Below are 15,255 nucleotides of genomic sequence, written 5' to 3' on the forward strand. Positions count from 1 at the left end.
CGCCTTTCGCTTAGATTTCGTGCAGCAGGCGGCGTACGAACTGAGCCGTGCGTTCCTCCTTGGGGGCCCGCAGGACCTGGCTTGCCGGCCCGCGTTCCACCACCACGCCGCCGTCCATGAACACCACTTCGTCGGCCGTCTGCCGGGCGAAGGCGAGTTCATGGGTCACGATCACCATGGTCCAGCCCTCGTCGGCGAGTTCCTTGATCACGGCCAGGACGTCGTCCACGAGCTCGGGGTCAAGGGCCGAGGTGGGCTCGTCGAAAAGCAGCAGTTGGGGCCTCAGTGCCAGGGCGCGCACAATGCCCACCCGCTGCTGCTGCCCGCCGGAAAGCTCAAACGGGTACGCGTCCTTCTTCTCCAACAGGCCCACCCTGGCCAGCAGGGATTCGGCCTCCGCCACGACTTCGGCGCGCGGGCGCTTTTGCACCTGGACGGGCCCCTCGATCACGTTTTGCAGCACCGTCATGTGCGGGAAAAGGTTGTAGTGCTGGAACACCATGGCGCTGCGGTCGCGCAGGGCCGCGACCTCCTTGGGACTGACCTTCCCGGCAAAGTCGACGGTCAGGGCCGTTGCAGGCCCGCCGACGCCGGCGCCACCCGCCGGGCCGGCACCCGCACTCACGGTGACGGTTCCGCCGTCGGGCGTCTCCAGGCCGTTGAGCGAGCGCAGGATGGTGGTCTTTCCCGAGCCGGACGGGCCGATCAGGGCCACCACCTTGCCCCGGGGCACGTCGAGGTCGATTCCGCGCAGCACGGTGTTGGCGCCGAACGACTTGCTCAGGCCGCGGACCTGCAGGACGGGTTCAGTGGGCGACATAGCGGTCCAGCCTCTTTTCCAGTTGCGACTGTGCGGTGGAGAGCACCAGGCAGATGACCCAGTAGATCAGGGCGGCCTCAAGGTAGAGGAGCATGAACTCCTGGCTGAATGCGGCCACCTGTTGGGCCACCCGGAACATTTCCGTGACCAGGATCAGCGACGCCAGCGAGGTGTCCTTCACGAGCGAGATGAACGTGTTGGACAACGGCGGCACGGACACCCGGGCGGCCTGCGGCAGGATGATCCGCAACAACGTTTGCCCGCGCGACATGCCGATCATGTGCCCGGCCTCCCACTGGCCCCGGGGCACGGAAAGGATCGCGGCGCGGATGATTTCCGCAGCGTAGCCGCCCACGTTCAGCGAAAACGCGATGATGGCGCTGGGCCAGGGGTTGATCATCACGCCCACGGCCGGCAGGCCATAGAAGATCACGAACAACTGCACCAGCAGGGGCGTGCCGCGGATGATCGAGATGTAGATGCGGCCCACCCCGTTGGCCAGCTTGTTGGAGCTGATGCGCATCATGGCCACCAACAGGGCCACCACCAGGCCCAGGGCAAAGGATGCCAGGGCGAGCGGGATGGTTCCCTTTACGGCTCCCAGGAGGAGCGGCCCGAGGGAACTCCAAAACAAGTTAGCGTCCATGGGTGAACTCTAGCGTCCGCGGGCCGGCCGCTACTTGGACACGTCCTCGCCGAAGTACTTTTTGCTCAACTTCGCCAGCGTACCGTCCTTCTCCAGCGAGGCGAGGGCGGAGTCGACGGCGGACGTCAGGGCGGTGGAGCCCTTGCGGAACGCAAACGCGGAGTCGGAGGAATCCTTGGTGGTGGCCGCAATCTTCAGCCCGGAGTTCGGGTTGCTGACCTGGTAGTCCAGGAACGTCAGCTTGTCATTGACGATGGCGTCCACGCGGCCGTCCTTGAGCAGCGACACCGACTGCGCCCAACCCTCGACGTTTTGCACGTTGGCGCCGCTCTGGGTGGCCAGGGTGTACCAGTTGCTGGTCAGCGACTGGGCGGTGGTCTTGCCCTTCAGGTCGTCAAAGGACTTGATGGAGGAGTTGTCGTCCTTGGTGATGATGACGCCCTGGGACACCGTGTACGGCGTCGAGAGGTCGTACTTGGCCTGGCGTGCGGCGTTGATCGTGACCTGGTTGGCGACGGCGTCGAACCGCTTGGCCTCCAGGCCGGCGAAGATGGAGTCGAACTGGGTTTCCTGGAACTTGGCCTTCACGCCGAGCTTGGCCGCGACCGCCTCGGCGACGTCGACGTCGTAGCCGGTCAGCGCGCCGGCGCCGTTGGCGTGGTAGGTGAACGGCTTGTAGGTGCCCTCGGTGGCGAACACGATTTCACCGGCGGACTTGACGCTGCTCAGCGAGGTGTCGGGACCGGCCGGCGCACTTGAACCGCCGGAGGTGCCGCCGCAGGCAGCGAGGGCGATCGACGCCGCTGCGAGCATGCCAACAAATCCAAAAGTACGACGGTTCATGTGGGGTAATCCTTAGTCATTGAAAAGCTGTTTGCGATGCCCGCGTTCGTGGTGGGCCGCGGGCCGCCCATGAGTGGACGCTACCACCGTGCAACACGAAAGCAGGAGCCAATATTTCCGCATGTTACGCAATTGTGAAGAACGTGATTTGACTCACGGGCGTCAATTAACTATGGACTTGGGGTGGTGTTCGTTGCGGTCCCCGCCGGAGGGGAATCTTTCCGGGCCCCCGGAGGCTTAAGCTGGTAGCTTGCCCCAACTCAATTAAAAGGAACACACGCATGAGCATGGAAGGCGCCGCATGGAGCTCACTTTGGAGCACCATGCGATCCGACAAGAGCAGCAGCGGCATCTCCAAGGACACGCTGCGCCGCACCATCGTCTTTGCCAAGCCCTACAGCCGCAAGCTGCTGGTGTTTGTGGTCCTGTCCGTGGTTTCCGCAGCCCTCGCCGTGGCCACTCCGGTACTGGCCGGCCAGGTGGTGGACGCCATCGTGGCCAAGAGTGCCGTGGACGTGGTGGTCAGGCTTGCCCTGCTCATCGCCCTGGTGGCCGTGCTCGACGCCGGGCTGTCCTTGGTGATCCGCTGGATTTCGGCGAACCTGGGCGAGGGCGTGATCCTCGACCTGCGCACGGCCGTCTTTGACCACGTCCAGCGCATGCCCATCGCGTTCTTCACCCGAACCCGCACCGGTGCCCTTGTCAGCCGGCTCAACAACGACGTCATTGGCGCCCAGCAGGCCTTCTCCGGCACGCTTTCGGGCATTGTGTCCAACTCGGTCCAGCTGATCCTGACCCTGATCGTCATGCTCAACACCTCCTGGCTGGTGACCCTGCTGGCGCTGGTGCTGCTGCCCATCTTCCTGATGCCCGCACGCCGCTTTGGCCGCCGCCTGGCCGGGCTCCGGCGCGAGGCGGCGGACCTGAACGCCGACATGAGCACGCAGATGACCGAGCGGTTCTCCGCCCCCGGCGCCACCCTCGTGAAGCTGTTTGGCCGCCCCGCCGAGGAATCCCGCGAGTTCGCCTCCCGCGCCAGCCGGGTCCGCGACATCGGCGTCCGCACCGCCATCATGCAATTCGTGTTCTTCACCGCCCTGATGCTTGTCTCATCGCTGGCGCTGGCCCTTGTGTACGGACTGGGCGGCACGCTGGCCATTGGCGGGACGCTTAACGCGGGCGACGTCGTCGTGCTGGCCCTGCTGCTGACCCGCCTTTACGCCCCGCTCACGGCCCTGGCCAATGCCCGCGTGGATGTCATGAGCGCGCTGGTCAGCTTTGACCGGGTGTTTGAAATCCTGGACCTGAAGCCGCTCATCACCGAAAAGCCCGACGCCGTGACCGTGCCGGCGGGGCCGTTGAGCGTGGAGTTCTCCGATGTCCGCTTCGCCTACCCGTCCGCGGACAAGGTCTCGCTGGCGTCGCTGGAGGACGTGGCCGTGCTGGACACCCGCGGTGGCGACGAGGTGCTGCACGGCATTTCCTTCCGCGCCGAGCCCGGCCAGACCATTGCCCTGGTGGGCTCCTCCGGTGCGGGCAAGTCGACCATCGCCCAACTGCTTTCCCGCCTGTACGACGTCGACTCCGGCACCGTGCGCATTGGCGGCGTCGACGTGCGCGATTTGTCCTTTGACGGGTTGCGTGCCGGCGTCGGCATGGTCACCCAGGACGGGCACCTGTTCCACGAGACCATCCGCTCCAACCTGCGCCTGGCCAAGCCCGACGCGACGGACGAACAAATCTGGGACGTGCTGCACCGGGCCCGTCTGGAGGACTTCGCCAAGGCACTGCCCGACGGCCTGGACACCGTGGTGGGGGAGCGCGGCTACCGGCTCTCCGGTGGTGAACGCCAGCGCCTGACCATTGCCCGGCTGCTGCTGGTGCAGCCGGCCGTGGTGATCCTCGATGAGGCGACGGCGGCCCTTGACTCCACGAACGAGGCCGCCGTGCAGGCCGCCCTCGGCGAGGCGCTTGAAGGCCGCACCGCCCTGGTGGTGGCGCACAGGCTCTCCACGATCCGCTCCGCAGACTCCATCCTGGTGGTGGAGGGCGGAAACATCGTGGAGGCCGGCACGCACGACGAGCTCATTGCCGGGGCCGGGCGCTACGCCGAACTGCACGACACCCAGTTCGCCCAGGCCGTTGCCGCCGTGGCGGATGCCGAGGACAACTGACCTCCGGCGTCTGTGTTGCACTTATTGGACGAAAAACGGAGGGAAACCGCCTTCCGCGTCCAATAAGTGCAACACAGATGTCTAGGCGGTGAGGCGGGGCAGCACGAACTCGGTCAGGAGGGGCGCGAAGTCGTCGAAGTCGTCCGCTGCCGCGAGATCCAGCCAGCGCAGTTCGGCGATTTCGGCGGCCGGCTCCACATTCGTCCAGGTGCCCGGAGCCGTAAAGACCGTGGCCTCGATGTCGGTGTTGGATTCGTTGGCGGCCTTCCCGGTCCAAACGCCCATAAGTTCAAGGGTTGCCGGGTCCACCCGGATGCCGATTTCCTCGGCCAACTCCCGTGATCCGGCCTCGGCCGCACTTTCCCCGAGCTCCGGCTTGCCGCCGGGGTGCATGAACTTGCCGGTACCTGACTTGCGGACCGTGAGCAGCCGCCCGGCCGGATCGTAAACACAAACTGCCGAGACTTTCAGAACATTCTTCACGCTGCCATTCTCGCGGAACGGGGAGCAGATGACGAAGTTCCGCGCCCGGATTGTCGTTAAAGGCCCGTTCGATTCAGGCGGGGCGTGGAGCGAACATGATGACCGAGACCCCGGACAGGCAGATCAAAGCACCGATGACATCCCAGCGGTCCGGGGTGAACTTGTCGAAGATCATGGCCCACACCAGGGATCCGGCAATGAAAACTCCGCCATATGCTGCCAAAACGCGGCCAAAATTGGCGTCCGGCTGCAGGGCGGCAATGAATCCGTAAGCGCCCAGTGCGACGACGCCGAGACCCGCCCACCACCACGACTTGTCCTCGCGCACGGCCTGCCACACCAGCCAGGCACCGCCAATTTCGGCCACGGCGGCAAGGACGAAGAGGGCGATGGTTTTGGCAATGGTCATGGGTCCATCTTCCCCGACCGCTCCCCAACCTCGTTCCTCGGTCGGGGCCCCTCGCGGTCGTGGCCCCACCCGACCGCTCCCCAACCTCGTTCCCCAAAAGTGATACCGCGTCGGTGGGAAACCGGCCAAAAGTGATACGGCGTCGGTGGGAAACCCGCCAAAGGTGATACCGCGTCGAGGGGCGGGTCAGGGGAGGCGAGGGGTTCGGCGTCGGCTGTCCAGGGCAAGGAACACCAGGGCCAGCAGGATGGGCCCGTAGGTGAGCAGTGCAGCCCAGCCCAGGGTCTCGCCGAGCAACACCGAGACGCCCACCAACAGCACCGGTTCAACGTAGCCGAGGAGGCCGAACAGGGACAACGGCAGCCATTTGCTCGCCAGCAGGTACAGCAACATGGCGACCCCGCCCAGAATGCCTATTGCGGCAACGCTGACGGCATCGACGCCTGGCGTCACGCCCGCCACACCGTGCGGGCCCGCGGCAATGAAACACAAACCCGCCGGCAGCAGCACCAGCAGTTCGGCGGCGAAGGCGCCCAGGGTGTCGAAACCGGTCTTGCGGCGCAGCACAAAATACACCGGATAGCCCAGGCACACCAGCAGCGTGGGCCAGTCCAGGCCGCCGGCCAGGGCGGCGTGCAGCACGCCGATCGCGGCGGCCGCGACCGCCAGTTTCCGCAGCGGGCTCAGCTTGTCCCGGAAGAACAGCCGCCCGGCCAACACCATGGACAGCGGAAGCAGGAAATAGCCGAAGGAGACGGAGAGGGCCATGCCGTGCAGGGGCGCCCACATGAACAGCCACAGCTGCACGCCCACCAGGCCGGCAGCGAAAATGCCCGGCAGCACCAGAACGGGACGGTTGCGGATCTTGCCGGCCAGGGCGCGAACCTCGGCCCGGCCCCACGGCGCCAGCGGCAACACCACGGCCAGGGTGGCCAGGGTCAGCACAATCCGCCAGCCGAAGATTTCCTCGGCGCCCCACCCGTGGAGTGTCCCGGCCAGCAGGAAGATGACGGCGAACAGGGCCGACGCCGTGACGGAAACCGCCACCCCGCGGCTGGCGTTGCGAGTGCTCATGAACTGGCCTTTGCTCCGGGTCGCTCGAAAAAGGAAGGCCGGCGTTCCCGGATATAAAAAGTGCCCCCGCCGGGGATCGAACCCGGATTAGCCCTTTAGGAGAGGGCTGTCTTATCCATTGGACTACAGAGGCGCGTCACCCAGCCTAGCGGAACTGGTTATCAAGGAAAAAATCAGTTCGCACCGCCGGCCGGGCGGAACGGTCAATATTAGGCGGCCGCGGCGGCCTTGGCGATCTTGGATTTGCGGCCCACGAACAACGCCACGCCCAGCGCCGCCAAGGATGCCACCAGCAGGATCCACGACGCAACCACAAGCGTCGAGGCCAGGGTGACGGTGCCGGCGTCGAGCGTCTTGGCCGACAGCATGGAGTCGATGGCGATGTTGGCGCCCAGCTGGACCAGGACGAACAGGACCGGCACGGCCCACAGCAGCCGGCGCAACGACCTCTTTGCCACGTTGACGGCAATCATCATCATGGCGGTGAGGGCAAACACCAGCGGGCACAGGGCGCCGGCCGTCTTGTGCACGAACTGCAGCTGCCCGAAGGCGTCGGCGTTCATGGCCGCGCGCAACGCCTCAACGTGGGCGGTGCCAAAGCCGAAGACCATGGAATCGGGCATGGCCAGCCCACCGGAGAGATCCGTCATCTGAATCAGCGTCAGCACGTGGAAGTACCAAAACAGGAACAAGCTCGCCACCGAGCCGGCAATCAGGATCAGGTTGGGGTTGCCCTGGGCCTTCGCCGGGGTCCGCTGGATGCTGGGATTGACGACGGCGGAGCTTGCGGGTGTGGCATGCTCGCCATGTTTTGCCGCCCGTTGGGCGGGAGTTTTAGCCATGGAACCATTATCGCCCAGATTAGGGTGGGTACATGGCCGAGACCCTTGACCCCCGCCTCAACGACGCCGACCTTGCCGCGGCCCTGGTGCGCCACGCCGGACGGCTGGCCCTCGCCATGCGGGAACGCGGGCTGCGCTCACTGCAGGACACCGCAACGGAAAAGTCCAACGTCTCCGACGTCGTCACGGCCGCGGACCTGGCCGCCGAAAGCTACGTGTTCGAGCAGTTGCGCCGGTGCCGGTCCGACGACTCGATCCTGGGCGAAGAGGGCGCCGGGTTCCTCGGAACGTCCGGGCGCAGCTGGGTGGTTGACCCCGTGGACGGCACCTACAACTTCTTCAGCGGATCCACCTACTGGTGCTCCGCGCTGGCGCTGACGGAAACGTCCGCCTCGGAAACCGTCCCGCAGACTGCTCCGCGAATGGAGGGGGCCAGCGGCTTCAGCGACGCCGAGGTGCTGCTCGGCGCCGTCTACCAGCCGCAGGAGGACAAGCTGTGGCTGGGCGGCACCCTGCAGCCGTCAACCCTCAACGGTCGCCCCATTCACGTCGACTCCCGCGACCATGTGGGGCAGCTGTCCGCCGGCACGTACATCCACCCCAAGTGGCTCGCCGACCCCAACGCCGGCACGCCCTGGCAACGCGCCGCGCAGCTCCCGGCAACCCTGCGCATGCTCGGCTCCGGATCGTGCGACCTCGGCCGGGTGGCGCAGGGGGAGCTGGGTGTGTGGTTCCAACACAGCGCACCGGCCTGGGACTGGCTCCCCGGAAAAGGGATAGTGCGGGCGGCGGGCGGGGACACCGGCGTCGTGCGGGTCAACGGGCTGGACTGGTTTGTGGCGGGGCCGGCCCGGGCGGTGGCAGCCCTCGCCGCGGCGCTGGAATCGGGCGGGCTGGAAACCCGGGAACCGTAGCCCCGTTTTCCACAATCGGCGTGGGTTCGCCGGTCCTTGTCAGGGAGTCCCTTTAGACTTGATGGCACCATGGACATGTTGTTTGACCCTTACGCCAATAAGCCCAAAGCCGCCGCACGCAACGGAGCGGGACTTCCCGCCTGGCAGCCCGCCGATCACGACGATCCCGGAGCCGACGCGCCCGAATTTGGCGACCCGGAATTCACCACGCCGGAGCCCGGCCCCGGTTTCGATGCCGGCTATGGCGCGGCTCCCGGCGCCGGCAGCCGCTGGCCGAGCCCGGCGACCCTGCTGGAGGGCATGAACCCGCAGCAGGAGGAGGCAGTCGTCCATGCCGGTTCGCCGCTGTTGATCGTGGCCGGCGCAGGCTCGGGCAAGACCCGCGTGCTCAGCCACCGGATCGCCTACTTGCTGGCCACCGGGCGAGCCCACCCCGGGGAGATCCTGGCCATCACGTTCACCAACAAGGCCGCCGCCGAGATGCGCGAGCGCATCGGCGCTCTGATTGGCGATGCCGCGAAGACCATGTGGATTTCCACGTTCCACTCCTCCTGCGTGCGGATCCTGCGCCGCGAGGCCAAGGTCATCGGGCTGAACACCAACTTCTCGATCTACGATTCCGCCGACTCCCTGCGCCTGATCACGCTGGTGGCCAAGAACCTGGAACTGGACCCGAAGAAGTTTGCGCCCAAGGCGATCATGCACAAGATCTCCGCGCTGAAGAACGAGCTGATCGACGACGACGAGAATTCGCTCAACACCAACTTCAACGAACCCTTCGACGCCGCCGTCGCCGAGGTCTACAAGGGCTACACGCAGCGCCTGCGCCAGGCCAACGCCATGGATTTCGACGACCTGATCGCCCAGGTCGTGTACATGTTCCGGGCCTTCCCGGGCGTGGCCGAATCCTACCGCCGGCGCTTCCGGCACGTGCTGGTGGACGAATACCAGGACACCAACCACGCCCAGTACGCGCTGGTCCGCGAGATCGTGGGCGAGGAGGCCTCGACTACCGGAATTGGACCGGCCGAGCTGACAGTGGTGGGCGACTCCGACCAGTCCATTTACGCGTTCCGCGGCGCCGACATCCGCAACATCTCGGAGTTCGAAAAGGACTACCCGAACGCCGAGACCATCAAGCTGGAACAGAATTACCGCTCCACGCAGAACATCCTCAGCGCCGCCAACGCCGTGATTTCCCGCAACCCCAACCGCCGCGAAAAACGGCTCTGGACGGCCGAGGGCGACGGCGAAAAGATCATCGGCTACGTGGCCGAATCCGAACATGAGGAAGCCCGCTTCATCGCCGCGGAGATCGACCGGCTGCAGGACGAGACCGACCTCCGCCCCGGCGACGTCGCGATCTTCTACCGCACCAACGCCCAGTCACGCGCCATCGAGGACATCCTGGTCCGCGTGGGCCTGCCCTACCGTGTGGTGGGCGGCACCCGGTTCTACGAGCGCAAGGAAATCAAGGACGCGCTGGCCTACCTGCGCGCCCTGGTGAACCCGGACGACGACGTCAACCTGCGCAGGATCCTCAATGAACCCAAGCGCGGCATCGGCGACCGGGCCGAGGGCGCCGTGGCCGCCTTGGCCGAACGCGAAAGGATTTCCTTCTCCGCAGCCCTGGCCCGGGCGGATGACGCGCCCGGCATTGCGTCCCGGTCGCTGAATGCGGTCAACGCCTTCGCCAAAATGATGGGAGATCTCGGCGAGGTCGCGGCAAGCTCCGGCCCCGCCACGGCGCTTGAGGCCGTGCTGGAACAAACCGGCTACCTGGAGGCGCTGCGCAGTTCCAGCGACCCCCAGGATGAGTCCCGGGTGGAAAACCTTGCCGAGTTGGTCGCCGTCGTACGTGAATACGAACGCGACAATCCGGAAGGGACGCTGGGCGAATTCCTTGAGCAGGTATCGCTGGTGGCCGACGCCGACCAGATCCCGGATGCGCCCGGCGGTTCGGAGGCCGACGCCGCCGCAGCCGTTGCCGAGGCCCAGCGGCTGGGTGTGGTGACCCTGATGACGCTGCACACGGCCAAGGGCCTGGAATTCCCCGTGGTGTTCTTGACGGGCATGGAGCACGGATTGTTCCCGCACTCGCGTTCCGCCACCGACCCCAAGGAACTGGCCGAGGAACGCCGCCTGGCCTATGTGGGCCTGACCCGGGCGCGCAAACGGCTGTACCTGACCCGCTCCGAGGTTCGCAGCATGTGGGGGCAGAGCCAATACAACCCCGCCAGCCAGTTCCTGGACGAGGTCCCGTCCGAACTCATCGACTGGAAACGTGAGGGAACCTCCCGCATCGCGCCGCCGGCCGGCGGTGGATTCGGCAGCAGCCGCTACTCGGGATCGTCCTGGGGAGCCGGCAGCGCCGTGGGCGGACGGGACTCCGGTACCCTGCCGCCCAGTCTCTCCGCGCGCACCGCCGCTGGGCGGGTGCAGCCGCAAAAGGAGGTCATCTCCGTGGGGGTGGGCGATAAAGTCAACCACACGGCCTTCGGTAACGGGACGGTGCTGGCGGTGCAGGGCGCGGGCGACAAGACCGTGGCCACGGTGCAGTTCCCGATTGGCGAGAAACGCCTCCTGTTGCGTTACGCGCCGCTGACCAAAACGGAGGTCTAGCCGGCCGGCCATTATTGATTACCCACATGGCAGGATATTCTGTGCGCAATATATAACCGCATAGCACTTTCCTAAGGAACGCCATGGTCTCACGTCGTCGCTCCAGACATTTCTTTGCCCTTTTCCTAGCCGTCGTGATGAGCCTGGCAACCGCCGGCATCGCGGCCCTTCCCGCACAGGCAGCCTCCGGCTCCGCGCAGATCAACATCACCAACTCCTCGCCCACCATGGACCGGCTGACGCCGGGAACATGTGCCGGGGCGACGCCGTCGAACTACCAGGTGATGCCATTCCACACGTACGGGGTGGGAAACATGACCATGAGCTTCACGGTGTCGTCATCGGCGCCCGTGACTGCGATGCTCTACCAGGGAGCGTTCCAGCCGGACCAGCCGTTGAATGGCTGCTACGTCAACTCGTGGTCCCGGGGCGCAAACGACAACAGGGTCCAGAACGCGGGCTACAACAACAGCCGCTTCCCGGCCTTCGCGGAACAGTTCTGGTATCTGGTGCTGGCCAGCGACAATCCCGGGTCCGGGGTCACCGGCAACGCAAATGTGACCACCAACCTCGGATTCGTCTCCGTTGACAACGTCCCCGTAATCACCACCGCCAGCTTGCCGAATGGGTCCGTAAATGCGGCCTACTCGGCCACGGTTGACGCCGTGTTTGGCGAGAAGCCCAACACCTTTGCCGTCACCGGGCTGCCGGCCGGGCTGTCCATGGACACCAACGGTGCAATCACGGGCACCACCAAGGCCTCGGGAACTTTTTCCCCGGCGGTCACGGTCACCGACACGCGGGGCAAATCAGCCACGGCAACGCTCCCGTTGACCATCACGGCACCCACTGTCTCCGTCACCCCCTCGACCCTTCCCACTCCCACGGTGGCACAGCCCTACTCGCAGACTGTTGCTGCAAGCGGCGGCACCGCGCCCTACACCTACGCCGTCACGGCCGGGTCGCTGCCCACCGGGCTGAGCTTCAATACGAGCACCGGCACCATCAGCGGTACGCCCACTGCCGGCGGGACCTCCAACGTCACGGTCAAGGCCACCGACGCTGACGGCTTTTCCGGAGCACGGGCATATACGGTCACCGTTGCCGCGCCCACCATCACCATTGCGCCGACCACACTCCCGGTCATGACCAGGCTGGTCCCGGTATCGACGCAGTTGACGGCCGCGAGTGGCACGGCCCCCTACACGTTTAGTGTCACCTCGGGTGCCCTGCCCGACGGCCTGACGCTCTCCGCCGGAGGGCTCCTTTCCGGCACGCCCACAGCAGGCGGAACGAGCAACTTCACTGTTACGGCCACCGACAGCAGCACAGGCGCGGTGACCTACACGGGGGCCCAGGCCTATTCGGTCACCGTCGCCGGACCGGTCAAACCGACCATCACGTTCAGCCCGGCAACGCTGCCGAACCCCCAGGTGGGAGCGTCATACAACCAGTCGGTGACGGCCACCGGAGGCACGGCTCCCTACAGCTACGCCGTCACGGCAGGGACCCTTCCGGCCGGGCTGAGCCTGGCAAACAATGGGACCATCAGCGGCACCCCGACCGCGGGCGGAACCTTCAGCTTCACGGTGCGGGCCACGGACTCCGACGGGTTCACCGCTGACAAGCCCTACACCGTAGGCGTGGCGGCCGCCATGATCTCGATTGCACCGTTCCCGTTCCCGACCCTGACCGCGACGGAAGCTGTTAACACGACTTTCACGGCCTCGGGCGGCACCGCGCCCTACACGTTTACGGCCCAGGGCCTGCCCGCGGGCCTGAGCCTGTCGGCCGGTGGTGTGCTGACGGGGACTCCGACCACGCCCGGGCCGAATTTTCCCACCATCCAAGTGACCGACAGCAGCACGGGAACCGGCCCCTATGGCCAGAGCCTGCCCTCCTTCTCGTTCGTTGTCGCACCGACCATCTCGGTGTCGCCGACCACGGTACCCAACCCCCAAATCGGTGTCGCCTACTCCGAGGCCGTTACTGCGTCCGGCGGATCCGGCCCCTACAGCTTTAGTGTCACGGCCGGATCGCTTCCCGCAGGGGTGTCCCTGAACGCCGCCACCGGCGCACTCAGCGGCACGCCCACCGCGGGCGGCAGCTTCAACTTCACGGTGATTGCCACCGGCGCCGGTGCCTTCACAGGCTCACGGGCCTACTCGATGACAGTGTCGGCCCCGGTCCTCACGCTCACACCGGCCGCACTGCCGGCCATGCAAGCACTGGAACCCGCCTCCGCCACCTTTGGCGCGGACGGAGGCACTGCACCGTACAGTTACGCCGTCAGTGCCGGGACACTGCCCGCAGGCCTGTCGTTGACCGGTGCCGGGGTATTCTCCGGCACGCCGACGACGGCCGGACCCTACTCCTTTGACGTCACCGCGACCGACAGCAGCACCGGTGCGGGTCCGTACACCACGAAGGCGACTTACTCCGGCACCATCGCCGCGCCCCAGCTGCCCACCATCACGCCCACAACCCTCCCCGCAGGACGGGCCGGCACGGCCTATTCCCAAGGGCTGACCGGCGGCAACGGCGTGGCTCCGTTTACCTTCAGTGTCCTCCCGGGCGTCCTGCCGTCCGGCACGACGCTCAGCGCAGCGGGCGCCCTCTCGGGTACACCCACCGCAAGCGGTGACTTCTCCTTCGACATCACCGTCAAGGATTCGCGCGGCCGGACCTCGGTTCTCCCGTATGCGCTGTCAATCGTTGCTCCCGTCATTGCGGTAGCGCCGGCCACGCTGCCGGACATGACGGCGTACAACCCCGTCTTTGCCACGATCTCGGCAACCGGCGGTGTGGGAAGCTACACCTTCAGCATCAAGTCCGGTGCCTTGCCGGCGGGCCTGGCATTGTCAGCGGCCGGCCTGCTGAGCGGTACACCCACGGAATCCGGATCGTTCCCCCTGACCATCAAGGCCACCGACTCCACCGGCGGAACCGGGCCGTTCAGCGGCACCATGGACTACACGCTGACTGTAGACCCGGCAGTCCTGCCCGCCATCAGCCCGTCCACGATCCCCGCGGCAACCGCGGGCGTACCGTATACGGTGCAGTTCGCCGGATCCGACGGCGTGGAGCCCTACGCCTTCAACCTCACCACGGGAACCCTCCCCGACGGAGTCACGCTCACCGGCGCCGGGCTGCTCAGCGGCACGCCCACCGTGGCGGGATCCTTCCCGATCACGGTGACGGTCCGCGACGGCCGCACCCTGGAAACGTCCGCCAACTACACACTGGTGTCGAACGCGCCGGTCATCACGCTCGACCCGGCCACCCTGCCGGCGTCCGACGTCGACCAGGCATACTCGCAGCAGCTGGGTGCCGACGGCGGAACGGCCGCCTACAGCTTCTCCGTGGCCTCGGGCACCCTGCCCGCCGGCATCACCCTGGCGAACGACGGCGTGCTCTCCGGTACACCGACCACGCCGGGAACCGCCTCATTCACCGTCAAGGCCACCGACGCCCTGGGCTTCACCGGTACCCGGGACTACACGCTGGTCATGCGGCCGGCGCCCTTGACAGTGGGACCGGCAACCCTGCCGGCGCCCGTGCCCGGCACCGCCTACGCGGCCCAGCTGACCACCGGAGGCGGGGTTGGCCCGTTCACCTTCGCGGTCAGCAAGGGAGAGCTCCCCACCGGCCTGAATCTGGACGCCAACACGGGCGCGGTATCGGGAACCCCCACCGCCGTAGGCAGCTACACGTTCACGGTCACGGCCACTGACACCGCCACGCTGGGCGACACCCCCGTGGTGACGGCCACCCGCGAGTACACGCTGGACATGCCGGCCAGCGTCCTGACCGTGAACGTGGACGTGAACGGCGACGGCACCGTGGATGGTGCCGCGCTGCCCGCAGCGCAGGCCGGCATGCCCTACTCGGTGACATTGAAGGGCTCCGGCGGCACCGGACCCTACACGTTCGCGCTGAAGGCCTCCGGCGGGAAGGGAGCCATGGTTCCCATGGCCGCCGCCGGCTTGCCGCAGGGGATGTCACTCACCAGCGACGGCGTACTCTCCGGCACGCCCACCGCGTCCGGCGACTTTGCCATCAACATCGTGATCACCGACCTCTACGGCTCCACCGCCGAGACCTCGGTCCACATGCATGTCGACCCGGCCGCCGTCGAGCCGACCCCGACGCCCAAGCCGACCGCCACCCCGACGGCCACGGCAACGCCGACGGCCAAGCCGACTGCGGCACCCACCGCGACGGCCGGCGCCACGGCAACCGGCACGGCCACGGCCTCCAAGCCGGCTGACGCCGGACTCGCCGGCACAGGCGCCAACGGCGTCCTGTGGCTGGTGGTGGGCGGCGGCGCAATCCTGATCCTCGGTGCGGGCGCCATGGTGCTCGCCCGGAGGCGTCGCAGCGAATAGCACGGTTGGGCGTCCCGGCCCGGCATGCGGCAAGCTTGGT

At 66.7% G+C, this 15,255-nt stretch carries 11 protein-coding genes and 1 tRNA gene; 4 read left to right on the plus strand and 8 right to left on the minus strand.

The features are described 5' to 3' along the window. Window positions 1-10 precede the first annotated feature (10 nt). The 3 genes from AL755_RS04755 to AL755_RS04765 are packed head-to-tail and all read right to left on the minus strand — an operon-like array spanning window position 11 to window position 2,309. Window positions 11-820: an amino acid ABC transporter ATP-binding protein gene (locus AL755_RS04755; RefSeq protein WP_054010020.1), complete on the minus strand. Its 810-nt coding sequence runs from the start codon at window positions 818-820 to the stop codon at window positions 11-13. Continuing rightward, window positions 807-1,466, minus strand: a complete 660-nt coding sequence (locus AL755_RS04760; protein WP_054010021.1) for an amino acid ABC transporter permease — start codon at window positions 1,464-1,466, stop codon at window positions 807-809. The genes AL755_RS04755 and AL755_RS04760 overlap by 14 nt, the downstream gene beginning before the upstream one ends. A gap of 30 nt (window positions 1,467-1,496) precedes the next feature. Further along, the gene (locus AL755_RS04765) at window positions 1,497-2,309 is read right to left on the minus strand and encodes an amino acid ABC transporter substrate-binding protein (RefSeq protein WP_054010022.1); all 813 of its coding nucleotides are present in this window, start codon (window positions 2,307-2,309) and stop codon (window positions 1,497-1,499) included. A 281-nt stretch (window positions 2,310-2,590) separates the two neighbouring features. On the opposite strand from AL755_RS04765, the gene AL755_RS04770 reads away from it, so the two are divergent. Continuing rightward, on the plus strand, window positions 2,591-4,483 hold the full coding sequence (locus tag AL755_RS04770; RefSeq protein WP_054010023.1) for an ABC transporter ATP-binding protein: 1,893 nt from the start codon (window positions 2,591-2,593) through the stop codon (window positions 4,481-4,483). An 81-nt stretch (window positions 4,484-4,564) separates the two neighbouring features. Here the strand turns inward: AL755_RS04770 and AL755_RS04775 are convergent, their stop codons facing one another. The 5 genes from AL755_RS04775 to AL755_RS04795 all read right to left on the minus strand — a co-directional run bounded on the left by AL755_RS04775 (window position 4,565) and on the right by AL755_RS04795 (window position 7,291). Beyond that, entirely contained in the window at window positions 4,565-4,966 is a 402-nt protein-coding gene (locus AL755_RS04775; protein ID WP_082368919.1) for an NUDIX hydrolase, read from the minus strand. 73 nt (window positions 4,967-5,039) lie between these two features. After that, window positions 5,040-5,375, minus strand: coding sequence for a YnfA family protein (locus tag AL755_RS04780; protein WP_054010025.1), 336 nt, complete (start codon window positions 5,373-5,375; stop codon window positions 5,040-5,042). Between the two features lie 186 nt (window positions 5,376-5,561). Beyond that, window positions 5,562-6,449, minus strand: a complete 888-nt coding sequence (gene rarD / locus AL755_RS04785) for an EamA family transporter RarD (protein WP_054010026.1) — start codon at window positions 6,447-6,449, stop codon at window positions 5,562-5,564. A gap of 61 nt (window positions 6,450-6,510) precedes the next feature. After that, window positions 6,511-6,582, minus strand: a tRNA-Arg gene (locus AL755_RS04790). A 76-nt stretch (window positions 6,583-6,658) separates the two neighbouring features. Next, entirely contained in the window at window positions 6,659-7,291 is a 633-nt protein-coding gene (locus AL755_RS04795; protein WP_054010027.1) for a hypothetical protein, read from the minus strand. 32 nt (window positions 7,292-7,323) lie between these two features. On the opposite strand from AL755_RS04795, the gene AL755_RS04800 reads away from it, so the two are divergent. From AL755_RS04800 to AL755_RS04810, 3 genes are all read left to right on the plus strand, one after another. Next, a complete protein-coding gene (locus AL755_RS04800) occupies window positions 7,324-8,205 on the plus strand; it encodes an inositol monophosphatase family protein (RefSeq protein WP_054010028.1) in 882 nt (293 codons plus the stop codon). A 75-nt stretch (window positions 8,206-8,280) separates the two neighbouring features. Further along, entirely contained in the window at window positions 8,281-10,827 is a 2,547-nt protein-coding gene (gene pcrA / locus AL755_RS04805; protein ID WP_445290504.1) for a DNA helicase PcrA, read from the plus strand. 137 nt (window positions 10,828-10,964) lie between these two features. Further along, window positions 10,965-15,215 (plus strand): beta strand repeat-containing protein, encoded by a 4,251-nt coding sequence (locus AL755_RS04810; protein WP_160318855.1) that lies wholly within the window; start codon window positions 10,965-10,967, stop codon window positions 15,213-15,215. Window positions 15,216-15,255: the final 40 nt, after the last annotated feature.

Source organism: Arthrobacter sp. ERGS1:01 (genome assembly GCF_001281315.1).
Taxonomy (GTDB): Bacteria; Actinomycetota; Actinomycetes; order Actinomycetales; family Micrococcaceae; genus Specibacter.

Bases quoted from the DNA above. Each gene is read 5' to 3' on its own strand.
- rarD (WP_054010026.1), bottom strand. From the start codon at position 6,449: ATGAGCACTCGCAACGCCAGCCGCGGGGTGGCGGTTTCCGTCACGGCG.
- pcrA (WP_445290504.1), top strand. From the start codon at position 8,281: ATGTTGTTTGACCCTTACGCCAATAAGCCCAAAGCCGCCGCACGCAAC.
- AL755_RS04765 (WP_054010022.1), bottom strand. From the start codon at position 2,309: ATGAACCGTCGTACTTTTGGATTTGTTGGCATGCTCGCAGCGGCGTCG.
- AL755_RS04810 (WP_160318855.1), top strand. From the start codon at position 10,965: ATGAGCCTGGCAACCGCCGGCATCGCGGCCCTTCCCGCACAGGCAGCC.
- AL755_RS04780 (WP_054010025.1), bottom strand. From the start codon at position 5,375: ATGACCATTGCCAAAACCATCGCCCTCTTCGTCCTTGCCGCCGTGGCC.
- AL755_RS04770 (WP_054010023.1), top strand. From the start codon at position 2,591: ATGAGCATGGAAGGCGCCGCATGGAGCTCACTTTGGAGCACCATGCGA.
- AL755_RS04800 (WP_054010028.1), top strand. From the start codon at position 7,324: ATGGCCGAGACCCTTGACCCCCGCCTCAACGACGCCGACCTTGCCGCG.
- AL755_RS04795 (WP_054010027.1), bottom strand. From the start codon at position 7,291: ATGGCTAAAACTCCCGCCCAACGGGCGGCAAAACATGGCGAGCATGCC.
- AL755_RS04760 (WP_054010021.1), bottom strand. From the start codon at position 1,466: ATGGACGCTAACTTGTTTTGGAGTTCCCTCGGGCCGCTCCTCCTGGGA.
- AL755_RS04755 (WP_054010020.1), bottom strand. From the start codon at position 820: ATGTCGCCCACTGAACCCGTCCTGCAGGTCCGCGGCCTGAGCAAGTCG.